This window comes from Marinobacter alkaliphilus, from assembly GCF_055394375.1.
The window spans coordinates 4,012,881-4,034,359 of the sequence record NZ_AP043751.1; the positions used below are offsets into that span (position 1 = coordinate 4,012,881).

Sequence of the window (21,479 nt, forward strand, 5' to 3'; positions counted from 1 at the left end):
TATAGCCACTTGGGAAAAGATCAGTCGAACAGCCTCAGCTGGGTAACCGGTGCCTCATCGTTGCGAAAACGCACGCCCACCCCCAACAAACGGACCGGGCGATCGGCCCGGGTAACCAGCTCATCCAGCAGGGGCTGGTAATCGGCAACCTCGGGTTCGGCCACCGACTCCCGTACCCGCTCCAGGGTATGGGTTGAAAAATCACTGTAGCGAATCTTCACAAACAATTTGTGGATGGGTTTCTGCCGCCCCTTCCTGGCGAGTCTCAGATTGAGATCCGCCACCAGGGCGGGCATCACGGTTTCACAGGCGGTCTTATCCGGCAGATCCTGGGAAAACGTCCGCTCCACGCTGACCGATTTCGCCACCCGCGAAACGATTACCGGCCGCTCATCCCGGCCTGCGGCCATTTCAAACAACCGGTAGCCCTGCTTGCCGAATTTCTCAATCAGGGTGTCCACCCCCAGCAACTGCATGTCACCGCAGGTTTTCACGCCCATGGAATGCAGCTTGGCGGCGGTCACCTGGCCCACACCGAACAGTTTTTCCACCGGCAGGGATTCGACAAATTCCGGCACCTGCTCCGGCGTGATCACAAACAGGCCGTCGGGCTTGCGCCAGTCACTGGCAATCTTGGCCAGGAACTTGTTCGGGGCCACGCCGGCGGAGATGGTAATACCTACCTCCTGGCGGACCCTCTCCCGCAGGTATCGGGCCATCAGGGTGGCGCTGCCACGGTGATCCGTTATGTCCGACACATCCAGGAAGGCTTCATCCAGCGACAGGGGTTCCACCAGATCGGTCATTTCCCGGAGAATGGCCATTACCTGCTGAGACGCCGCCCGATATCGCGCCATGTCCAGCGGCACGGTCACCAACCCCGGGCACAGCCTGCGGGCTTCACTGCCGGGCATGGCCGAGCGCACACCAAAGGCCCGTGCCCGGTAGTTGCAGGTGGTCACCACGCCCCGGCCCTCGGCGCCGCCAACCGCCAGGGGCACGTCCCTCAGCGTTGGGTCGTCGCGCATCTCGACCGCCGCATAGAAGCAGTCGCAATCCACATGAATGATCTTGCGCTGGGGCATGGTCCGTGGGCTCGCGTAAACAATCTGTACATTTATACAGCCTTGTATCTTAAGCTAACATGCAGAGAATGTCAGGAACCCTAACACCAAACCGGAACGTCTTCTGCGAGGCCCCATGACCAACCCCATACCCGAGTCTGACCGCACTGAGATCGAAGCCGCTGCTTTCAGGCGCCTGGTGGAGCATTTACGCCAGAATACCGACGTGCAGAACATTGACCTGATGAACCTGGCGGGCTTCTGCCGCAACTGCCTGTCCAAATGGTACCGGGCAGAAGCACAGGAAAGAGGCTTTGAGCTATCCGATCCGGACGCCCGGGAAGAAATCTACGGCATGCCCTATGAGCAGTGGAAAGAAAAATATCAGATTGGTCCGAAGCAGGATCACAAATAATGAACGTCAATGAGGCAGTACGCATCCACCTGGCTTCCCTCGACGCGGGCCACGCCAATTTTGATGACACCCTGGCGCTGATCGACCAGCATTTCGAGTTTCAGCCCACGGGCTTCAACAATGGCCCGGTGCGAAACGATGCCGGTGAAAACGCCGGTTCCTGCCGGGTGTTCGCACTGGGCCAGTACTGCAACCTGAGCGAGGCGGACACCCTGAACCTGTTCGCCCAACACTATCAACAGGTGCTGGGCGACCCTGCGGGCGACAGTCACGGAAACATCCGCCAGTTCATCAGCACGGGCTGGTCTGGCATCCGGTTTGATCAGCAGCCACTGCGAGCCCGCAACGAACCCAACCAGTAAGCCACCAGGGAAGACACTGATTCATGAGCGATACCGCCGCCTCCGGGCTAAAACAGAGTTTCCAGCTGAAAAGTGCCTCTGTTTCGCTGACAGCCCTGGAACTTTATTACTTCGACAACGACGAGTTCGAAGCCAATCTCCGGGACAAGATCAGCCAGGCTCCGGGATTTTTCAAAGATATCCCCCTGGTGATCAGCCTGGAGAAATACGAGGGGCTGGACAGTGAGCTGGACTTCTTCAAGATGATCGGTACCTGCCGCCGCCATAACATCCATGTGATTGGCGTTCGTGCCGGCAACGACGACCAGCGCCGCCTGGCTCGAGGAGCCTCACTGGCGCTGTTTCCCGGCAGTAGCCTGCGCGAACAGGCGCCGGCCCGGGCGCAACCTGATGAGGCCACCAAGTCGGAAGCCGAGACCTCCAGCCCCGCTGACGTTCCCACCAGCGAACCGGCGCCGGCCAAGATCATCAGCCAGACCGTTCGCTCTGGCCAACAGGTCTATGCGCCGGAAGGGGACCTGATCATTCTGGCCCCGGTTCAGGCCGGTGCCGAAGTGCTCGCCGCGGGCAATATCCACGTGTACGGACCACTCAGGGGGCGCGCGCTGGCAGGCATCCACGGAGCTGAAACCGCCCGGGTATTCTGCCAGTCACTTGAAGCAGAGCTTGTGTCCATCGCCGGACACTATAAAATCTCCGAAGATCTTCAGGACAATGGCTGGAAAAGCGCTGTGCAGATCCAGCTCAGGGACGACCTGCTGGTGGTGACGCCACTGGACAAGGCCTGATGTTGTGACAGCCAATAACAACGTTGAAGACATGACGAATCCACTGCGAAACAGGAACTGAACCTTGGCTAGAATCATTGTCGTTACCTCAGGAAAGGGCGGCGTTGGCAAGACCACCACCAGCGCCTCAATCAGCACCGGCCTTGCCAAGCGCGGCCACAAGACCGTCGTAATCGACTTCGATGTGGGCCTGCGCAACCTGGACCTGATCATGAATTGTGAGCGCCGCGTGGTCTATGACTTCGTCAACGTGATCCAGGGCGAAGCCACACTCAACCAGGCGCTGATCAAAGACAAACGGGTAGACACGCTGTTTATTCTGCCCGCCTCCCAGACCCGTGAGAAAGAAGCACTGACCAAAGACGGTGTGGAAAAGGTCATCAACGAACTGTCGGAAACCTTCGATTACATCGTCTGCGATTCCCCGGCGGGCATTGAACATGGCGCTCTGATGGCCCTGTACTATGCCGATGAGGCCATTGTGGTCACCAACCCCGAAGTTTCCTCCGTACGGGATTCCGATCGCATTCTGGGCATCCTCCAGAGCAAGTCGCGGCGAGCCGAGATGGGACAGGACCCGGTCAAGGAACACCTGCTGCTGACCCGCTACAACCCTGACCGGGTAGAACGCGGCGAGATGCTGTCGGTGACCGATGTCGAGGAAATTCTGGCGATACCGCTGTTGGGCGTGATCCCGGAGAGCCAGGTGGTACTGAACGCCTCCAACCAGGGCCTGCCAGTGATTCTGGAAGACCAGAGCGATGCCGGCCAGGCCTATGACGACGCCGTTGCCCGGCTTCTGGGAGAGGAGCGCGAACATCGCTTCATGACCTCCCAGAAAAAAGGTTTCTTCTCACGGATGTTCAAAGGGGGCTAAGGGATGAGTTTTCTGGATTATTTCCGAAGCAAGAAGACCAATACTGCGAGCGTTGCTAAAGAACGGTTGCAGATTATCGTGGCCCACGAACGGGGCCAGCGTGACATGCCGGATTACCTGCCACAGCTCCAGAAGGAGCTGTTGGACGTAATTCGCAAATATGTCCAGATCAGTGACGATATGGTTCAGGTGGACGTGGACCGTAACGAAAGTTGCTCGGTACTGGAGCTGAACGTCACCCTGCCGGAAAAGTAATCGCTGCGCCCGCCTTACCAGCGGGCATAGTGGTCTTCCATCAGTCCCCGCAGCCCGTCTACGGGGACTGACTGGCCCGCCTCATCTCTGACCGTTCCCCGGAAGGTGCCCACAAACTGCCGGAAATTGGAGGCAAGCACGCCAGCGTTCAGCCGTTCCTTGCGCGTGCCTGCAGGCACAAAACTCAGGTCCACCAGGCCATCCTCGGTGGTAACCCGCCAATCGGCACCCGGCCGATATCGGTCAAATTCGAAGCGGGCGGCGCCCAGCTTCACACACCGGCCATCCAGCCACAGGGCGTTCTCGGTCATCCCGGTTTCATTCACACCGGCCGCCAGATTAAGCCCCACAGACACCCCCTGCTCGGTTACCCCGGCCAGACAGGCCCAATTCCAGGCAGTTTCCCGGCGCATGAAGCCACAACTCCAATCAATAGAGCCGCGGGTTTGCTCATCACAGCGCCATACCTGCTGGCCCCAACGCACCTCCCCCTCAACCGGGACCCCGGCGGATTTGCGGGTAAAAACCCAGCCATTGTAGCCTGCCGGGCAGACCAGCCTGAGGGGTTGGTCAGTGTCTCGGAGTTCCAGGTCCACCCGAATATTTCCCGGGGCCGTCACCCGGATGTTACGGCCGCCAGTGGCCGGTTCGATGGCCAGCGACACGTCACCTTTGCGGAACCGGGCATGACCATGTTCAGGATAGGGTTCAATATCAGTGTGCCTGGCCAGCGGCTGCATGAATGACTGCTCAAACATTTGACCGCTTTCAAAATCAAACAGATAGAAAAAACCGTTGCCCACCAGTTTCAGGTCCACGATCGCCATGCCGAACACCCAGCCCGGTGCCATGGCGCTGACAAACTGGAACTGATTGAACCGCCAGCGCCGGGCCAATCGGGACCGGGGCCGGTCCATGACCGTACGCAGGTCATAATCCATATAGTTGATGGTCTCAACCGGCTGCTCCATCACACCCGGTGCTATTCTGCCCTTGGCATCAATCAGGTTCTTCAGGGTCATAATAATCGTCAGATCAGGCCATTCATGAGTTGTGGCGCACCAGTACGCTACCTGGTTCACAATCCCATATTCCCGCCAAAAAGCAGAAACCGGCACCATGTTAGACTCAGCGCACCTTCATCAAGGAAGTGTAGCTTATGACAATAATCAGAGCCCATGGCTTCAAGGGCATTATGGTGGGTGTGGTAAGCACCCTCATATTCCTGACCCTGCCCGGCCTGGCCAGCGATCACCCTTCACTCCCGCCGGAGGATGCCCAGGAGTGGACCCTGCGCAAGGAAGTCGACAACATTCGCATTTACACCATGGACCAGAGCAATTCCGGGTTTCAGGCCTTCAAGGCCGTGGCCAATCTGGACGTTCCCCTGGAAAACCTGATGGCAGTGATGATCAATCCCGAATCCTGCAAGGAATGGGTCCATAACTGCACCGAATCCTATGCCTTTGGCCAGGGCGACTTCCACGATCGCTATGCTTACTCCGTCAACGATATGCCCTGGCCGGTGACTGACCGTGATTACGTGTTGCGCATACGCACCCGGGGCAACGGCGACACCGGCGAAGTGGTGATGGACCTGAATGCCGTGCCGGGTATGCGGGCCGAATTCAACAGCCGGGTTCGGGTTGATCGCTCAGACACCCTTTACCGTTTCACCCCGGACGGCGACAAAACCCGTATGGTCTGGGTTCAGCACACGGAACCCAACGGAGCTCTCCCCGGTTGGCTAGTGAATAATCTGCTGGTCGACATTCCAGTGAAGTCCCTGCAAGCGCTGGAGGCCGTGGCCAAAGAAGACAAGTATCAGGGCTACCAACTTGAATGGGGCGAGAACGGCAATCTTCAGGCGGTCGTCCCCGCTGACCAGCCGTGACCAAGGGTTGATCAAGACACAGAGACAGGGGTGACGGACAGCCAAGGAACGGCTAAGCTTCATCAAAAGGACTGCAAATGGAAGAAGCCCACCAATGAGCGTTCTCGCCCATGAGATCATGACCCCGACCGTTAAAGCCGTACCGCACCACTGGACCATGGACCGGCTGGCGCGTTTTCTGACGGACAACGAAATCACCGGCAGCCCGGTAACAGACGACAACGGCGACATCATCGGCATCGCCACCCTCAAAGACATCACCGAATTCCGCTGGAACGCCAGCCGCACCGGTGATCAACCGCAGCTGACCCCCGAGGAACAGGAAGAAGCCCGTCGGCTACGCATGGTTATCTTTGAAGAGATGGGCAAAGTGCCGGTTGAAGTGCGCGATATCATGACACCCATCGTGCTTTCGGTTGACGAAGATACCCCGGTGCGAGACATTGCCAATATCATGATGCGCGAACACCTGCACCGTATTTTTGTCACCAGGGACTCAAAAATTACCGGTATCATAACCACTTACGATATGCTGAAGCTGATTTCCCAGAAGGAACTGACGCAACGCTGCGCCGAGAACGACTGAGCCACCAGAGAGGTAGCCCTACCTATGCCAAGAGCACCGCAAGCTCGCCGAAAAATGTACGTCCTCGACACCAACGTCCTGATTCACGACCCGAACGCCCTCCTGAATTTTGAAGAACACGACGTCATCATTCCGATGACGGTTCTCGAAGAACTCGACAGCCTCAAATCCGGCAAACAGACCGTCGCCGCCGATTGCCGCCAGGCCATTCGCAACATCGACAAATTGTTGGGCGACGCCAGCCCGAAAGTGATTGAAAAAGGTGTGCCGATTGTTCGCGGCAAAAAGGCGGAGCCTTTGGGCACCCTGTCGATCATCATGAGCACCGAGGGCATCGGCAATCATTCCCTGCCGGAACACCTGAACGACAACAAGATCATCAATACCCTGGCCGCCCTGCAGGCCCGGCACAAATCCCGCGACATCATCCTGGTCAGCAAAGACATCAACATGCGCCTGAAAGCCCGGGGCTTTGGCGTAGAGGCCCAGGACTACCACAATGATCAGCTGCTAGATGACATTGATCTTTTACCCAAAGGCTACAAGGAGTTCCAGAACTCCTTCTGGGATAACATCGCCAAGGTAGAAACGGTACAGCGTGAAGGGGTCACCGAACACCTGCTCAAACGTGAGGGCGAACTGGCCAGACTGAACATCAACGAGTTCGTGATTGATGAGCACGGTTTTGTCGGCCAGGTGGTGGACATCTCCGACGACCAGCTGGTGATCAAAGACCTGCACCAACACGACCTGATGAACGAGGAAGTCTGGGGGCTGGTGCCACGGGATATCTACCAGGCCATGGCTCTGCACCTGCTGCTGGACCCGGACATCCACCTGGTCAACCTGACCGGCTCCGCCGGCTCTGGCAAAACCATCCTGGCCCTGGCTGCCTGCATTGAAATGACCGTGGCCAGCAAGCTTTACAAGCGCATTATCGCCACCCGGTCCACCCAGGGGCTGGACGAAGACATCGGCTTTTTGCCTGGCACCGAGGCGGAGAAAATGGAGCCCTGGCTGGGCGCCATCGTGGACAACCTGGAAGCCCTGCACGAAGACGATGAGAACATGACCGCCAGCGTCGACTACATCCTCAGCAAAGTGCCGCTGCACTTCAAATCCATGAACTACATCCGCGGCCGCAGCTTCCAGCACAGCCTCATCATAATTGACGAGTCCCAGAACCTGACCCCGCACCAGATCAAAACCATCATCACCCGTGCCGGTAACGGCTCCAAGGTGATTTGCCTGGGCAACCTGGCGCAGATTGATACGCCTTACCTCAGCCCGCTAAGCTCCGGCCTGACCTACATGACCGAGCGCTTCAAGGGCTTCCGCCACGGAGGCCACATTCACCTGCAAGGTGTACCGAGGTCGGTGCTGGCGGAGTTCGCCGAAGCCAACCTGTAAGCCTAAACTGCCTCCAGCTTGCGCCAGCGCGCCGGGGGCATCCCCGTCCAGCGGTGGAAGGCCCGGTAGAAGGTACTCGGTTCGGCGAAGCCGAGCGATAGTGCAATATCCGCCAGGGACTGGCGGGATTCTCGCACGGCCGCCAGGGCAAGTTCCTGGCGCACCTCATCCAGCAAGCTGTTAAACGTGTAACCCTGAGTCTCCAGCCTGCGCGCCAGCGTCCGCTCACTGATACCCAACGCTCCCGCTGCCTCTGCCCGACGGGGCAAGGTTGGCCCGACACGTGCCACCAGCCATTGCCGCAGATCCTCTGCCGACACCGCTCCCTTTTCCAGGGCGGCCAGGCGCCCGGCATTGTATTGCTCGTGTACCTGAGCCAGGGCCGGGTCTGCCTGTGGCAGAGGCTTGTCCAGCATCTCATGACTCACCAGCAAACCGCTGAATGCCTGTTCAAAATCCACCGGGCAGCCAAACACCTCCCGATAACCGCGAACCGGCCCCAACCGGGCCTGACTGAACTGAACCCGCACCGGCCGCACCGCCGATCCCGCTATCCAGTCTGTCAGGCTCACCACCGCCGACAATACGGCCTCAATCTGGTGCGGACTGAATGCCAGCCGGCCCTGCCTTGGATGGTAGACAATCCAGGTACCCCGACTACCGGGCAACATCTGGAAGCGCCCACCGTCAGAGATCAGGCGCTGATATTTCTGCACCAGGGTAATGGCTTCGCGCAGCGTCGCCGCACTCTGCATGGCAAAACTGACGGCATCGATGCTGGCCGGGCGCACGCCCGTGCCCACTTTCAGGCCAAAGCCGGGATCGTGGGTACAGCGCTCGGCAGCGTGCCAGAGCCGGGTAATGAAATCGATGGGCCAGCGCTCCCAGGCCAGTGCCTGTGCTGGCAAGCCCGCAGTTTCGAGCAACACAGTGTCGCCAACCCCCAGACGGCGAGCGGCATCGATCACGGTGTTGACCCATCCCATGGAAACAGTGGCTTCTAAAGTCAATTATTCTGGCCTCTGAAGTCAATTCAGATCCGATCATAGCGTTATATGGTCTGTAACAACAAAACCAAAAACACAGCTTGGACATGCACCATGGCAAAACCTGATTGCTCAGACATCCTGATTGCCGGCGGCGGCCTGGCGGGCATGGTTACCGCCCTCGAAGCCCTGCGGGCGGGCAAGACTGTTACCATCGTTGACCGGGACACTCCCGAACGCTTTGGCGGCCTCGCGTTGTGGGCCTTTGGTGGCATGGCGCTGATCGACACCCCACTGCAGCGGCGTATGGGAATTGCCGACTCGCCGGAACTGGCCCTCCAGGACTGGCTGCGCTTTGGTGAACTGGACCCCAATGATGAATGGCCCATGCAATGGGCCCGCTACTACGTTGAACACTCCCGTTCCGACGTGCACGACTGGCTCGCCAACGAGGGCATTAAATTCATGCCGGCGGTGAACTGGGTAGAACGTGGCCGGTTTGGCGATGGCAATAGTGTGCCCCGCTACCATGTTACCTGGGGCACCTCCCGGGAATTGGTGCGCTGCATGGTTAACGCCCTGCATGAGGAAAATGCCAGCGGCCGCCTCACCATTCATCACCGCCACCGGATCACCGGGCTGGACCATCAGGCAGGTGAGGTCTGCGGCGCCATTGCCATCAACGAGGAAACCGGCAAAGAGGTCCGGTTTGAGGCTACCAGTGTGGTGCTGGCCATGGGCGGCATCAACGGCAGCCACGCCGAATGCCGGGCCAATTGGCCCAAACATCGCCCGCAACCGGCCACCATGCTTAACGGTGCCCACCCGTTTGCCGATGGCAAACTGCACCACTGGGCCAAAGATCACCTGGGCGCGCGCATTACCCACGCCGGCGAAATGTGGAACTACGCGGCGGGCTTTCCCCACCCCTACCCGCATTTCCCGGGCCATGGCCTGTCTACCATTCCATGTAAATCCGCGCTCTGGCTGAACCACCGGGGCGAGCGCATCGGGCCGGAGCCCCTGGTGACCGGCTTCGATACCCACTGGCTTTGCCAGCGCGTGGCCGAACAGGAAAAACCCTGGACCTGGCACCTGCTGAACCGGCGTATCGCCCTGAAAGAATTTGCCATCTCCGGTGCCGAACACAACGCCCGCATCCGGGACAAGCAATTCCCCCTGTTCCTGAAAGAACTGCTGCTGGGTAACAAACCGCTGGTGAATCAGATGCAGAACGAAAGCCGTCACTTCCTGGTGGACGACACTCTGGAAGGGCTGGCGAAGAAAATGAATGCCCTGACCTGCTCTCTGGACATTGACGCTGCCACCCTGAAAGCCACCGCCGATGCCTTCGATGCCAATTTCAGCAAAGGCAGCCAGCTGAACAACGATCCGCAAATCCGCATGATTCGCCACGCCCGCCAATGGGGGCCGGACCGGCTGCGTACCTGCAAACCGGCGCCGCTGCAGAAGCCAGGGGCCGGCCCCTTCATCGCCATCCACATGCAACTGACCACCCGCAAGAGCCTGGGCGGCCTGCGTACCGACCTGCAAAGCCGGGTGCTGGATGCCAGCGGCCAGCCCATCCGAGGCCTGCACTGTGTGGGTGAAGCGGCCGGTTTTGGTGGCGGCGGCAGCAACGGCAAGCGATCACTGGAAGGCACCTTCCTGCCCGGTTGCATTCTGACTGCCCGGGCGGCCGCCCGTTCCATCACCAACGGAGGCTGACACCATGCCCCTGAGTTATCCGGCCACTGCCGCCGACTACCAGATCCTCGCCCGCCGTAAACTGCCCCGTTTCCTGGCAGACTACCTGGACGGCGGTGCCACCGAAGAGCAAACCCTGCGGGCCAATGTCAGCGGTTGGCAGGATATCGCCCTGCGCCAGCGTGTTCTGATTGATGTCGACAACGTAGACACCCGCGCCCAGCTGGCCGGCCAATCCTGCAGCATGCCAGTGGCCCTGGCGCCCCTGGGGCTGGCCGGCATGATGGCACAGCGGGGAGAAGCCCAGGCGGTAAGGGCAGCCAATGCCGCCGAGGTACCGTTCACCCTATCCACCGTTGGCATCTGCCCGCTGGACGAAGTGAAAGCCGCCGCCAATGCACCCTTCTGGTTCCAGTTGTACATGATTCGTGACCGGGAGTACGTGGACACTCTGCTGAAAAAAGCCTGGAATGCCGGCTGCCAGACCCTGATTTTCACCATCGACCTGCCCCTACCTGGCCCCAGACACCGGGACACCCGCAACGGTCTGGACAGCAGCGGTGCCCGTTCCGTCTCCCTCAAGGCACAGCAACTGCTGTCGCGGCCGGGATGGCTTTGGCAAGTGGCCATAAAAGGCAAACCCCTGACCTTCGGCAACCTGAGCGACGCCGTGCCAGAGGCCAGCAATCTGGATTCGTTCAAACAGTGGGTGGATACCCAATTCGATGCCTCCGTTACCTGGCAGGCCATCGAATGGCTACGGGAACGCTGGCCCGGCAAGCTGATCCTCAAAGGCATTCTGGAGGTGGACGATGCCAAAGCAGCCGTCAACGTGGGTGCCGATGGCATCGTGGTCTCCAACCACGGCGGTCGCCAGCTCGACGGTGTGGCCGCCACCGCCAGCAAACTCGCTGATATCGTTGCCGCCGTTGGTCAAGACACCGAGATCCTGGTGGATGGCGGCATCCGCAACGGCGTGGACGTTTTCCGCGCCCTCGCCCTGGGGGCTAACGGCGTGATGGTTGGCCGCCCCTGGGCCTGGGCCCTGGCGGCGGAAGGCCAGGCCGGATTAACCCGACTCCTGAACACCTGGCAGCAGGAACTGAAACTGGCCATGACCCTGACCGGCGTCACCCGAATTGCTGACATCAGCGCGGCCCACCTGGATCTGCCAAACACACACACATTGACCCAAGCTGGAGAACAACAATGACCAACGGCGCTCAGGCACTCATGAAAACCCTGGTGGATTCGGGTATTGAAGTCTGCTTTACCAACCCCGGCACCAGCGAAATGCATTTTGTCGCCGCCCTGGACAGCGAACCCAAGATGCGAGCGGTACTGGCCCTGTTTGAAGGCGTGGCCACCGGTGCCGCCGACGGCTACGCCCGGATGGCTGACAAACCCGCCGCCACCCTGCTACACCTGGGCTGCGGCCTGGGCAACGGCCTGGCCAATCTGCACAACGCCCGCAAAGGCAAGGTGCCGGTGGTCAACATTGTTGGCGACCATGCCACCTACCATGTGAAATACGACGCCCAGTTGCAGTCTGACATCGAAACCGTGGCCCGCAACATCTCCCCCAATTTTGTGCGCACGTCACAAAGCACCGAAGCCCTTTGCCAGGACGCCGCCGAAGCCATCACTGCGGCCCGGGGTTTGCCGGGCCAGGTAGCCACGCTGATTCTGCCGGCAGACGTGTCCTGGGGCGAAGGCGGCAAACCTTGTGCAGCACCAACACAGCCGCAGGCACCCGCGGCCGATGACCACGCCGTTCAGGCCGCCGCGGAGGCCATTGGCAGTGGCAAGAAAACCGCTCTGCTGCTGGGTGGCCGGGCGCTGCGTGAGCCCGCCCTGCTGGAAGCAGCCCGCATTGCCGCCCACAACGGGGTCACCCTGTTTGCTGAAACCTTCCCGACCCGCATTGAACGGGGCGCCGGCCTGCCGCCGGTGGAGCGGATCGCCTACCTGGCAGAACTCGCTACCCTGCAGCTTTCCGAGTTCGACCATCTGATTCTGGTGGACGCCAAGGCGCCGGTATCTTTCTTCGCCTACCCGGGAAAACAGAGTTACCTGGTGCCGGACAACTGCACCGCGCACACCCTGAGCGCGCCGGAACAGGATGCCACCGCCAGCCTCAAGAAGCTGGCCGATACCCTCGGTGCCAGCAGTGCCCAACCAAAACTGCAGGCGCCTGGCCGCCCCGGCCTGCCCAAAGGCAAACTCACCGCCGAAAAAGTTTGCCGGGCGGTGGGCGAGCTGATGCCCGAGAACAGCATCATTGTGGACGAATCCATCACCTCCGGCCTGATGCTCAACGCCATGACCGCCGGCTCGCCGAGGCACGACATGATCACCCTCACCGGCGGTGCCATCGGGCAAGGCATGCCGAACGCGGTCGGTGCGGCCATCGCCTGCCCCGACCGCCAGGTTTACGCGCTGATCGGTGACGGCACCGCCATGTACACCAACCAAGCCCTGTGGACCATGGCGCGGGAAAACCTGAACGTGACCACCATTATCTTCAACAACGCCTCCTACTCGATCCTGAACGTAGAACTGGAACGGGTTGGCGCCGAAGAAGCCGGAGCCAAGGCCAAATCCCAACTGGACATCAGTGGCCCGGTCACCAACTACGCGCTGCTGGCCCAGAGCATGGGGGTGCACGGCACCCGGGCAACCACCGCGGAAGAGCTGATCAAAGCCATGGAATACGCCAAACACAACCCCGGCCCTCACCTGATCGAAGCGGTAGTGCCGGAATCCCTGAATGGCGTGAAAAGAAAGGTTCTGCCCTGGCTGCTGAAATCGCTGCCGAGCCTGCCAAGGCCACTGACCAAGGCGCTTAAGAAGAAAATTGCGCCCTGAGGGGCTAATTAGAAAGGGCGCAGCCACTGGAGAATGGCTGCGCCCTTTGGATCAGAAAACACCCAACTCATCCAAAATTTTTAGTGCATCGAAAGGCTCGTCAAAATAATGATAATTCGCCAGTTCAGCCAACATATCTGGAGGAAGGTTGTTTAAATGTTCGTAGAAGCCCCAAGATGACACGTGAAGTAGAAATTGCTTGTCAGCGGCATACGTTTTAGTAGCCTCACTCACATCACGGGACTCGAGTATGGCTCCGACGATGAACGATGCATCACCTATTTCAGGCATCGTGCAGTTATGGAGGGATATAGAGCTTTTAGACACGAGAAAGCGCCTCACATCATCGTCGTCATACCTTCTCAGTACATCTAATGCATCGTCTCCCGGTGAATATCTATTACTCTCGACCCTTTCGCATGCAACCAATTTTTCCTCGTACTTCTGTAATTTCAGGTCAATAGTTCTCCTGGCGAAATCAGGGCCTTCAGCCAAAATAAGCCCTGGGAAAAGAAGACAGATAATCATTACACGTTTCATTTATATACCTCCTGTGCAGCCGCTATAGATAGCCTTCCAGAACTGACGCTGCTCATAGCTCTTACCAGGAGACAAGTATTGCATTCTAGCTTCCTTTTCTATTGATTTTCTTACAATATCTCCTGCCTGAGACATTGCTTTCGTGAAAAGAACGAAGTCAAAGCCACTGATATTGAAGGTCGCTTGTGCCGAATTATTTCCAAGAAATATCGTTGCCAACGCCCCTGCGGGCATTATAATTTCGAGCATATTCCCTGCCCTTTGTCTTCTGCGAATATCCTCGATGGTTTCCCAATCATCATAATCAAGCTTTAGTCCAGTAATATCAGGACATTCCATTTTTTCCTCCTTGAGTAACACCGTCCATTTGTTGCATTCAAGAGACTATCCCCGATCCAGCTCCATGTACATCCGTGTATTTGCGACAGGTAGCGAGGGCATAACGTACAGCTTCTACGCACGTATGAGGCGCGACGCCATGCCCCAAACCGGCCAGCCTTTCGGGCCTCCCGCCATGGACACGGCGAAGTCGTACTTGCGGGGTTCCAAGGAACAGATCGAAGCAAAGATTGGTAGCAGGATGAAGAAGATCGCTCCAATAGCCGGGCCCTTACGCATGCGCCACTCCTGTCTCCTTATCCATGGAACGGCTACCACGGAGACGGCATACTTCCCTCATCAACCAACTCCTGAGTTTGCAATCGGTAGCCGCTCGGATCCCCTTCAACCACGTCAGCCTGGACGTTCTCGATCAGCGGCGTGTGGAAATCGTGGCTGCGATCGTAATTGCAGGTGGAGCAAAAAGCCTTCCACCAGGCAAGCGCTTCTCCCTTACCTGAAAACCCAACAATCAGAGTATGGCTATAGTCATCAAGCGGATAGTCCCGATACCATTTGCGTAGTTTGTCATCAAGATCCTCTGGCAGCGATACGGTAACGTCATAGAATGTCTGGGTCCGGTAGGAGAACCAGCGGGCATGCACGCTGCTGGGTGCAGGCTTGGGACCCAATACGGCCACACCGCCCATTGGAGGATGTTGATCAAAGCCGTGTTCAATTCCACCAGCCGGCACTCTCCAGGATTGATCAACGATTACTTCTTCAACCCACACGGGCCATCCTTCAGGCCCTCCCGCCACGGACACGGCAAAGTCGTACTTTCGGGGTTCCGATGAGCAGGCTGCCATCCAGAGCGATAATAGAATAACTAATGCGGATCTTCGAAGAGCGTCAGAATGAGCGCGCCGGCACACGTTAACTGACTGGTTCGCTCGGCCATGAAGTATCTTAATTTTCAACATTGCTACTTGGGCGATGAATCAGCCATACCAGTCGGTAATGGAATCGTACCTTCTCTGACATGCTGATAGGTTATGTCCTCGTACCACGCAGGATTACCCTCAACAACTTCGGCGACAACGTTTTCTGCCAGAGGTATGTGAAAGTCGTGGCTGCGGTCGTAATTACAGGTGTTACAGAACGCCTCCCACCAGGCGAGTGCTTCTCCCTTACCCGAAAACCCAACAATCAGAGTATGGTTGTAGTCATCAAGCGGGTAGTCCCGATACCACTGGCGTAAATTGCCATCGAGGTCATCGGGTAGCGAGAAAGTGACCTCATAGAACGTTTGGGTTCGGAAAGAAAACCAGCGGGCCTGCACGGTTCTGGGGGCAGGTTTAGGACTTATCCCCACGACGCCCCCTCCCGGGGGGATATGGTCATAACCACCACGCAGTGACCCGCCACGAGCGCTCCACGTTCCATCGAATGTGATGTCTTCAACCCAAACCGGCCAGCCTTTCGGGCCTCCCGCCACGGACACGGCGAAGTCGTACTTGCGGGCCTCCGATGAGCATGCTGTTACCATGATCAGTAGCAGGATTGAAAAAGCGGCTCTTGCAATGGTCTTACTGTGCACTCGCTACTCCTCTATTGGACGGAACTATGGCTTGGGTTGGCCGGTTCTGAAAGATCGACCGTTGACCAGTAGGCTCTGGGTCTAGCCCAAATTTGTAGATGCTATGGGAGGTATGGATAAATCCACCCAGATATTTCCGAGAAGCTTCCAGTGACCCTCCCGATGACTGCCAGGATTCGATAGCCGATTGCAGAGTGGCCGGCAAGGCGTGATCAGGATTAGACCGGTTTAGGTCATCAACGGGAACACCGCCGATCACGGCAAAATCATGCATCCTATGCAGGTTATAGATAGCTAGTTCCTTACGAGTATGCCTACGCTCCTGCACGTGGATATCGCCGTTTGGCTGGGGCACTGCTACCACCGTCCGGCCTGGGCGCGCGTACTTCGCCTCAAGCTGCGGAATCGCTGTGCGCTGGGTATGGCCGCCGTCCGCAAGACCCGAGTGGATGCCCAGAACGATCTTCTCAATATTCTCGAAACCCTTGTCCGGATTTTCATAACCGCCGCCCACATCGGAATGGGCACCCGGTACGGCTATTTCCGTAAAGTGTGATGGCCCATTACCGCTGGCATTCATAATACTGCTCAATGGGAAATTCTTGCGGATCTCATGATGGGCCGTAAGGTGCACCACCCGTTCGGCACTGCTGGGCGAAAGGTTCAAGTTAAAGTCCAGGTTGGCGTTGTCTCCGGGCAGGTAAAAACTACCCACAGTGTCAAACAGGCCAACAAAATTGACCCGCACCTTCACACCAGACGGGAAAGCGGGTACGGGTGTAACGCCAACCATTGGGGAGAACAAAGAGGCACCCTTAAACTGGGGCAGCAGGACCGTTTCCGGTTGTCCATTGATCAGATTGACAAAATGCCGGGCCAAGGCCGCGCCCCGGCTGAAGCCGAAGACATCAAAGACTACTTCTTCATAGTCCCCGGCAAAGATATCTCTTCGCATCCGTTCGAGTGCAAAGCTAATTCTGTCATGCCCACCTTCGGGCCCAATGCCCAAACCCAAGCCCATGAGGTCCTCCGAGGCCTCAAAGCCATTCGGAGTGTGCTGGCCGTCAATGGTGCCTGGTCCATTCACGTAGATTCTTCGATAGTTGCTGCCAAGGCCATCGTCACGATACAGGTCATACAACTTCGCCACATTCGTCACATCGCGGTTCGCCAGGATCTGGTCATTGCCCCGATGGTTGCCAGTGCCATCAAAAAACACCCCCAGGCGAAGGGTTTTGCCAGACTCGTCAATAGCCTTGGTGGCCTGAGAAGGGGTTGCGGCTGAGCCAGCCCCTCCACCATCGTGGCTGGACGTGCTACTGCGCAGCTGCGCGCCGGAAGAGGCCCGCATGCCGTTTGTATGGTTTTTTGCTGTACTGGAGTCTGAGCTCAAAGGCGCAGAGTGAGAATTTGCCCCCGAAACACCAGAGAATGGCAATGGCGCATGGGTATCGCCAACCACCACGCTACTACTGCCAATGGTGACTCCACCACAGGAAATCGCACCACCGGTTGTGGCAACGGGTAACCCGTTAATGAAAACCGTGCTTGAACCGGAAGCGATAGTACGCGGATGAGGGGAATGCTTGGGTTTGGAGTGCGGGGCAAGTTGGTCACCTACCCGAGCGACGGGCTTGCCGTCGATGAATACATCCGGGGAACCGTTGATTACCGGGGTGGGCGGGAAACCCTCATGGTCGGTACCTAGATCCCCCAACAGCACAACTTTCTTGCCGCTCATGGCTTTGCTCCTTGCCTCTTCCTTGATACCCCAATAATCCCGGGGCTCCTTGACGGGCAATCCTGCCCTTATGCCAGCTTTATTCAGATCGCATGTGTTCCGTATATATGCAAACTAGAGTGTATCAGCACCGCTCGGCCTGAAGGAAGCATCTACGCAATCGGAAACTGAGCACAATGGCGGCAACTCCTCATGCACCACAGCGCTCAAGCCTTTCCCGAGCAACGAACGATGAGCTTAGTACGGCAGTGAAGTGCAGGCTTTCCGGTTTCAGCGGGGCGCTGGGTTTCTGAGCTGCCTGTACGGCAGTGAAGTTTGAGCTCACGGAAGAACAGAAAAAGTCACTTTTCTGAGCTGCCTGTACGGCAGTGAAGGCGTAGATGCCGCGAATAGCCGTGCGGCCGATTTTCTGAGCTGCCTGTACGGCAGTGAAGCCCATGGTGATGGCAATGGATTCGCTGGCACTTTTCTGAGCTGCCTGTACGGCAGTGAAGAGGTATGAGCCGGAAAGACTGGGCCGCGTTCATTTCTGAGCTGCCTGTACGGCAGTGAAGGACGGCGCCACGCCCGACCGCCGCACGCGCCTTTTCTGAGCTGCCTGTACGGCAGTGAAGCTGACTTTTCCCGGTTCCGGTATCCCCCAGCATTTCTGAGCTGCCTGTACGGCAGTGAAGATTCCATCCAATGCAGAAACTCTTGGTTTTTCTTTCTGAGCTGCCTGTACGGCAGTGAAGTGATCAGTGTACGCGCCGGTATCAGGGTCTTTTTTCTGAGCTGCCTGTACGGCAGTGAAGGCCTGGATTATGCAAACCGGGCCTACGGAATCTTTCTGAGCTGCCTGTACGGCAGTGAAGGCTGGCGCCTGGTAGACATTGGGGAGCGCTGGTTTCTGAGCTGCCTGTACGGCAGTGAAGAGCGAGACACGCTACTGATTCGCTATCTCGATTTTCTGAGCTGCCTGTACGGCAGTGAAGTCGACACCAACATCCTCAGCAACGCCCGAGAATTTCTGAGCTGCCTGTACGGCAGTGAAGCGCCCAGCTGGCGGACTTTGGATTCTGCAATTTTTCTGAGCTGCCTGTACGGCAGTGAAGACTTGGATCTTGGCCAAGCCGTCCGATGAATTTTTCTGAGCTGCCTGTACGGCAGTGAAGAGCAAGTTCGATGCAATGGCGGCCCGGCTTGATTTCTGAGCTGCCTGTACGGCAGTGAAGGGTAGCTGTAAGCCCTATAACTCTCGCTTTTGTTTCTGAGCTGCCTGTACGGCAGTGAAGGAGACAGCCTCACGTGGACAGTCTCTATTTCTTTTCTGAGCTGCCTGTACGGCAGTGAAGCGTGATTCGCGCCAGCTGTGCGAATCGGTAAATTTCTGAGCTGCCTGTACGGCAGTGAAGATCTCGCTGGATTCTGTGGCGGACAAGCTGGGTTTCTGAGCTGCCTGTACGGCAGTGAAGTGGCTTTCCACGGTGCGAGCTATCCCGGCAATTTTCTGAGCTGCCTGTACGGCAGTGAAGGCCTTATCCCGGCGCTATTGCATGCGCATTCATTTCTGAGCTGCCTGTACGGCAGTGAAGGACAGCCGCCTGAGCGCCGTCGAGTATCAGAATTTCTGAGCTGCCTGTACGGCAGTGAAGTGGCGCTGTTTCTCGTAGCTGGATTTTGGGTATTTCTGAGCTGCCTGTACGGCAGTGAAGCCCTCATCTCGCCTCCTCAATCTCTTTCAGCATTTCTGAGCTGCCTGTACGGCAGTGAAGAAGGGACTGGCGGTCACTGGATTACGATGTGATTTCTGAGCTGCCTGTACGGCAGTGAAGGCAGCGGTGGATGCTGGTCAGTGCCGGTTTACTTTCTGAGCTGCCTGTACGGCAGTGAAGTGACGATGACGGCAATCAGGTGCCCGACCAGTTTTCTGAGCTGCCTGTACGGCAGTGAAGAGCCTCTTCCACCGCCTCGGCCTGCTTGCGGATTTCTGAGCTGCCTGTACGGCAGTGAAGGAAGAATACGAACGCGAATACCTGTCGCACTTTTTCTGAGCTGCCTGTACGGCAGTGAAGTGCAGCGGTAGACGAGCATGGGCGGGTGCAGTTTTCTGAGCTGCCTGTACGGCAGTGAAGGCCATGAGCTGGTGGGCGATGATAGCGGATATTTTCTGAGCTGCCTGTACGGCAGTGAAGTTCTGTGAGGTTGCAGAGCGCTAATGTCTCTCTTTCTGAGCTGCCTGTACGGCAGTGAAGGGTGGCATCTCAAGTTGGCAAGCGACAAACCATTTCTGAGCTGCCTGTACGGCAGTGAAGGATGCCTGGGACAGCAACACGCCACTGGATGATTTCTGAGCTGCCTGTACGGCAGTGAAGTAGGGTGGTTTTTTCTCAGAATCGTCAGCCTTTTTCTGAGCTGCCTGTACGGCAGTGAAGATCGCTCCGAGCACGTCCAGAACATCAGCCATTTTCTGAGCTGCCTGTACGGCAGTGAAGATCCCGCGCGCAGGATGTCAGCAACAGCGGGATTTCTGAGCTGCCTGTACGGCAGTGAAGGAGGGTAAGCGCCGTGGCTGACGCATGGGCATTTTCTGAGCTGCCTGTACGGCAGTGAAGACCGGGGGAGTTCATCAAAACCCGACCCTTATTTTCTGAGCTGCCTGTACGGCAGTGAAGCGGGATTAAGGGTATTTCGCTTTAGCATCATATTTCTGAGCTGCCTGTACGGCAGTGAAGTTAGCCGAGTATCACGCCCTGGTGGTCAGATTTTTCTGAGCTGCCTGTACGGCAGTGAAGTCCGATTGGTTTTCAGCCTCCCAATGCTGCCGTTTCTGAGCTGCCTGTACGGCAGTGAAGTGGTTGTGGTTTAGGTCTGATTCGGGCTTGTATTTCTGAGCTGCCTGTACGGCAGTGAAGGATGAAAATTAAATCAGCGTTTGATCGCGCATTTTCTGAGCTGCCTGTACGGCAGTGAAGGCTGACAAGTTTGCCAAGGCGTTGCCGGTGATTTTCTGAGCTGCCTGTACGGCAGTGAAGGGGCGACAACGCCAACACCTACGCACCGGCTCTTTCTGAGCTGCCTGTACGGCAGTGAAGGTAAAGCGCTATGGAGCTGGTCAGGGCGTAGTTTTCTGAGCTGCCTGTACGGCAGTGAAGGCCGTCCACATAGCCAGCAGCCAATCGGGCGGTTTCTGAGCTGCCTGTACGGCAGTGAAGGCGGCTTCGGCTTCAAAGTCGGTGGTTTTCCATTTCTGAGCTGCCTGTACGGCAGTGAAGGGCGCACCCGTTCAATGATTACTGGGAGGTGTTTTCTGAGCTGCCTGTACGGCAGTGAAGCGGGCCAGGTGTACGCAGTCGGCGTTATGGATTTTCTGAGCTGCCTGTACGGCAGTGAAGTAGCGATAATACACCGTAAGTTTCTAGTTTTTAAAGAGCAATAGAAAAATAGCGGGCAAAACCCATTTTTTCTGGTAGCCCGCTATCTCATTGATTTATATACTTCTTAATTCCAGCCCTAAAAAAGGGTCAGAACCAAGGAATGGTTGCCGTTTTACTCAGGCCGTAAGAGTTGAATTCCCCTTCCGCCGGGCCAGACTGCTCTGGCAAATGCTCGATGAACAAGGGAAACTTCCGCGCTGTACTCTGGCTCCGAAGCATTACAAAGGGGTACTTCAGTTTGCATTCGGCACTGTCCGGAATAATACTTCGTGCTTCTTCCAGCGAAACATTATGTCGTTTCGCATGCCGGCGCCTCAAGCGTTCAGCATTGGTTTTGCCCTGAACCCTTCTGACGACCCTGTGCGTTACGCCGTCCGGAACCAGGCCGGGACTACCCACACACACATGGTCTCCCATTCCGGTGAGCCAGGGGCTACTCATCAACCGATCCAATGTTGCCGAATCGCTGTGCAGACGAAGCACGCTTCCCAGAGTGCGCGGCTTGCTGGTATGTTCCGGAAAGCTAACACCCAGATTGCTCATCGCCATATCAGTCAACGCCCTGTGTAATTTGCCATACAGCACACTCATCAAGAGCGGAGCCGTGAACTCGGGATCAGGCCGTATCTCGATGTTCAGGAAATAGTCCATG

At 57.5% G+C, this 21,479-nt stretch carries 20 protein-coding genes and 1 CRISPR repeat array; of the genes, 11 read left to right on the top strand and 9 right to left on the bottom strand.

Annotation, left to right across the window (positions count from 1 at the left end):
* Positions 1–20: 20 nt before the first annotated feature.
* Positions 21–1,085, bottom strand: coding sequence for a DNA polymerase IV (gene dinB, locus ACZ5Q2_RS18405; protein ID WP_061332315.1), 1,065 nt, complete (start codon positions 1,083–1,085; stop codon positions 21–23).
* Positions 1,086–1,200: 115 nt separating this feature from the next.
* On the opposite strand from dinB, the gene ACZ5Q2_RS18410 reads away from it, so the two are divergent.
* The 5 genes from ACZ5Q2_RS18410 to minE all read left to right on the top strand — a co-directional run bounded on the left by ACZ5Q2_RS18410 (position 1,201) and on the right by minE (position 3,761).
* Positions 1,201–1,479 (top strand): DUF1244 domain-containing protein, encoded by a 279-nt coding sequence (locus tag ACZ5Q2_RS18410; protein WP_058091762.1) that lies wholly within the window; start codon positions 1,201–1,203, stop codon positions 1,477–1,479.
* Positions 1,479–1,841, top strand: coding sequence for a HopJ type III effector protein (locus ACZ5Q2_RS18415; RefSeq protein ID WP_061332316.1), 363 nt, complete (start codon positions 1,479–1,481; stop codon positions 1,839–1,841). Before ACZ5Q2_RS18410 ends, ACZ5Q2_RS18415 begins: the two co-directional genes overlap by 1 nt.
* Before the next feature lie 23 nt (positions 1,842–1,864).
* The gene (minC, locus tag ACZ5Q2_RS18420; RefSeq protein ID WP_106693471.1) at positions 1,865–2,629 is read left to right on the top strand and encodes a septum site-determining protein MinC; all 765 of its coding nucleotides are present in this window, start codon (positions 1,865–1,867) and stop codon (positions 2,627–2,629) included.
* A gap of 64 nt (positions 2,630–2,693) precedes the next feature.
* The gene (gene minD / locus ACZ5Q2_RS18425) at positions 2,694–3,506 is read left to right on the top strand and encodes a septum site-determining protein MinD (RefSeq protein ID WP_061332318.1); all 813 of its coding nucleotides are present in this window, start codon (positions 2,694–2,696) and stop codon (positions 3,504–3,506) included.
* A 3-nt stretch (positions 3,507–3,509) separates the two neighbouring features.
* Positions 3,510–3,761: a cell division topological specificity factor MinE gene (gene minE / locus ACZ5Q2_RS18430; protein ID WP_061332319.1), complete on the top strand. Its 252-nt coding sequence runs from the start codon at positions 3,510–3,512 to the stop codon at positions 3,759–3,761.
* A 14-nt stretch (positions 3,762–3,775) separates the two neighbouring features.
* Here minE and ACZ5Q2_RS18435 read toward each other — a convergent pair whose 3' ends face one another.
* Entirely contained in the window at positions 3,776–4,783 is a 1,008-nt protein-coding gene (locus ACZ5Q2_RS18435) for a DUF2804 domain-containing protein (RefSeq protein WP_061332337.1), read from the bottom strand.
* Positions 4,784–4,920: 137 nt separating this feature from the next.
* Here ACZ5Q2_RS18435 and ACZ5Q2_RS18440 point away from each other — a divergent pair, with 137 nt between their 5' ends.
* From ACZ5Q2_RS18440 to ACZ5Q2_RS18450, 3 genes are all read left to right on the top strand, one after another.
* Positions 4,921–5,655: an START domain-containing protein gene (locus ACZ5Q2_RS18440; RefSeq protein ID WP_061332320.1), complete on the top strand. Its 735-nt coding sequence runs from the start codon at positions 4,921–4,923 to the stop codon at positions 5,653–5,655.
* Between the two features lie 94 nt (positions 5,656–5,749).
* A complete protein-coding gene (locus ACZ5Q2_RS18445) occupies positions 5,750–6,241 on the top strand; it encodes a CBS domain-containing protein (protein ID WP_058091756.1) in 492 nt (163 codons plus the stop codon).
* 24 nt (positions 6,242–6,265) lie between these two features.
* Positions 6,266–7,651: a PhoH family protein gene (locus ACZ5Q2_RS18450; protein WP_061332321.1), complete on the top strand. Its 1,386-nt coding sequence runs from the start codon at positions 6,266–6,268 to the stop codon at positions 7,649–7,651.
* Positions 7,652–7,653: 2 nt separating this feature from the next.
* Here the strand turns inward: ACZ5Q2_RS18450 and ACZ5Q2_RS18455 are convergent, their stop codons facing one another.
* Positions 7,654–8,637: an AraC family transcriptional regulator gene (locus ACZ5Q2_RS18455; RefSeq protein WP_227510172.1), complete on the bottom strand. Its 984-nt coding sequence runs from the start codon at positions 8,635–8,637 to the stop codon at positions 7,654–7,656.
* A gap of 114 nt (positions 8,638–8,751) precedes the next feature.
* Here ACZ5Q2_RS18455 and ACZ5Q2_RS18460 point away from each other — a divergent pair, with 114 nt between their 5' ends.
* Genes ACZ5Q2_RS18460 through ACZ5Q2_RS18470 form a run of 3 tightly spaced genes read left to right on the top strand, consistent with a single transcriptional unit; the run spans position 8,752 to position 13,212 of the window.
* Positions 8,752–10,365 (top strand): FAD-binding dehydrogenase, encoded by a 1,614-nt coding sequence (locus ACZ5Q2_RS18460; RefSeq protein ID WP_432210589.1) that lies wholly within the window; start codon positions 8,752–8,754, stop codon positions 10,363–10,365.
* A 4-nt stretch (positions 10,366–10,369) separates the two neighbouring features.
* The gene (locus ACZ5Q2_RS18465) at positions 10,370–11,557 is read left to right on the top strand and encodes an L-lactate dehydrogenase (protein ID WP_432210588.1); all 1,188 of its coding nucleotides are present in this window, start codon (positions 10,370–10,372) and stop codon (positions 11,555–11,557) included.
* Positions 11,554–13,212, top strand: a complete 1,659-nt coding sequence (locus ACZ5Q2_RS18470) for an acetolactate synthase large subunit (RefSeq protein ID WP_432210587.1) — start codon at positions 11,554–11,556, stop codon at positions 13,210–13,212. The genes ACZ5Q2_RS18465 and ACZ5Q2_RS18470 overlap by 4 nt, the downstream gene beginning before the upstream one ends.
* 51 nt (positions 13,213–13,263) lie before the next feature.
* On the opposite strand, the gene ACZ5Q2_RS18475 is transcribed toward ACZ5Q2_RS18470, so the two are convergent.
* The 6 genes from ACZ5Q2_RS18475 to cas6f form a co-directional block, all read right to left on the bottom strand.
* Positions 13,264–13,752, bottom strand: coding sequence for a hypothetical protein (locus ACZ5Q2_RS18475; protein WP_061332326.1), 489 nt, complete (start codon positions 13,750–13,752; stop codon positions 13,264–13,266).
* Positions 13,753–14,091 carry a hypothetical protein gene (locus ACZ5Q2_RS18480; RefSeq protein ID WP_061332327.1) on the bottom strand — a complete coding sequence of 113 codons (339 nt, stop codon included), beginning with the start codon at positions 14,089–14,091 and terminating at the stop codon, positions 13,753–13,755.
* 311 nt (positions 14,092–14,402) lie between these two features.
* Positions 14,403–14,864 carry a DUF2931 family protein gene (locus ACZ5Q2_RS18485; RefSeq protein WP_432210586.1) on the bottom strand — a complete coding sequence of 154 codons (462 nt, stop codon included), beginning with the start codon at positions 14,862–14,864 and terminating at the stop codon, positions 14,403–14,405.
* 191 nt (positions 14,865–15,055) lie between these two features.
* Positions 15,056–15,670 carry a DUF2931 family protein gene (locus ACZ5Q2_RS18490; protein WP_197463842.1) on the bottom strand — a complete coding sequence of 205 codons (615 nt, stop codon included), beginning with the start codon at positions 15,668–15,670 and terminating at the stop codon, positions 15,056–15,058.
* Positions 15,660–17,411 (bottom strand): type VI secretion system PAAR protein, encoded by a 1,752-nt coding sequence (locus ACZ5Q2_RS18495; protein WP_156471749.1) that lies wholly within the window; start codon positions 17,409–17,411, stop codon positions 15,660–15,662. The genes ACZ5Q2_RS18490 and ACZ5Q2_RS18495 overlap by 11 nt, the downstream gene beginning before the upstream one ends.
* Before the next feature lie 286 nt (positions 17,412–17,697).
* A CRISPR array of direct repeats spans positions 17,698–20,785; the repeat unit is 28 nt; unit sequence TTTCTGAGCTGCCTGTACGGCAGTGAAG.
* 129 nt (positions 20,786–20,914) lie between these two features.
* A complete protein-coding gene (gene cas6f, locus ACZ5Q2_RS18500) occupies positions 20,915–21,478 on the bottom strand; it encodes a type I-F CRISPR-associated endoribonuclease Cas6/Csy4 (protein ID WP_061333311.1) in 564 nt (187 codons plus the stop codon).
* Between the last annotated feature and the right edge of the window lies 1 nt (position 21,479).

What these genes read in the sequence shown, in the direction of transcription:
- dinB (WP_061332315.1), bottom strand. Translation starts at nt 1,085, where the DNA reads ATGCCCCAGCGCAAGATCATTCATGTGGATTGCGACTGCTTCTATGCG.
- ACZ5Q2_RS18410 (WP_058091762.1), top strand. Translation starts at nt 1,201, where the DNA reads ATGACCAACCCCATACCCGAGTCTGACCGCACTGAGATCGAAGCCGCT.
- ACZ5Q2_RS18415 (WP_061332316.1), top strand. Translation starts at nt 1,479, where the DNA reads ATGAACGTCAATGAGGCAGTACGCATCCACCTGGCTTCCCTCGACGCG.
- minC (WP_106693471.1), top strand. Translation starts at nt 1,865, where the DNA reads ATGAGCGATACCGCCGCCTCCGGGCTAAAACAGAGTTTCCAGCTGAAA.
- minE (WP_061332319.1), top strand. Translation starts at nt 3,510, where the DNA reads ATGAGTTTTCTGGATTATTTCCGAAGCAAGAAGACCAATACTGCGAGC.
- ACZ5Q2_RS18435 (WP_061332337.1), bottom strand. Translation starts at nt 4,783, where the DNA reads ATGACCCTGAAGAACCTGATTGATGCCAAGGGCAGAATAGCACCGGGT.
- ACZ5Q2_RS18440 (WP_061332320.1), top strand. Translation starts at nt 4,921, where the DNA reads ATGACAATAATCAGAGCCCATGGCTTCAAGGGCATTATGGTGGGTGTG.
- ACZ5Q2_RS18445 (WP_058091756.1), top strand. Translation starts at nt 5,750, where the DNA reads ATGAGCGTTCTCGCCCATGAGATCATGACCCCGACCGTTAAAGCCGTA.
- ACZ5Q2_RS18450 (WP_061332321.1), top strand. Translation starts at nt 6,266, where the DNA reads ATGCCAAGAGCACCGCAAGCTCGCCGAAAAATGTACGTCCTCGACACC.
- ACZ5Q2_RS18455 (WP_227510172.1), bottom strand. Translation starts at nt 8,637, where the DNA reads ATGGGATGGGTCAACACCGTGATCGATGCCGCTCGCCGTCTGGGGGTT.
- ACZ5Q2_RS18460 (WP_432210589.1), top strand. Translation starts at nt 8,752, where the DNA reads ATGGCAAAACCTGATTGCTCAGACATCCTGATTGCCGGCGGCGGCCTG.
- ACZ5Q2_RS18465 (WP_432210588.1), top strand. Translation starts at nt 10,370, where the DNA reads ATGCCCCTGAGTTATCCGGCCACTGCCGCCGACTACCAGATCCTCGCC.
- ACZ5Q2_RS18470 (WP_432210587.1), top strand. Translation starts at nt 11,554, where the DNA reads ATGACCAACGGCGCTCAGGCACTCATGAAAACCCTGGTGGATTCGGGT.
- ACZ5Q2_RS18475 (WP_061332326.1), bottom strand. Translation starts at nt 13,752, where the DNA reads ATGAAACGTGTAATGATTATCTGTCTTCTTTTCCCAGGGCTTATTTTG.
- ACZ5Q2_RS18480 (WP_061332327.1), bottom strand. Translation starts at nt 14,091, where the DNA reads ATGGAATGTCCTGATATTACTGGACTAAAGCTTGATTATGATGATTGG.
- ACZ5Q2_RS18495 (WP_156471749.1), bottom strand. Translation starts at nt 17,411, where the DNA reads ATGAGCGGCAAGAAAGTTGTGCTGTTGGGGGATCTAGGTACCGACCAT.
- cas6f (WP_061333311.1), bottom strand. Translation starts at nt 21,478, where the DNA reads ATGGACTATTTCCTGAACATCGAGATACGGCCTGATCCCGAGTTCACG.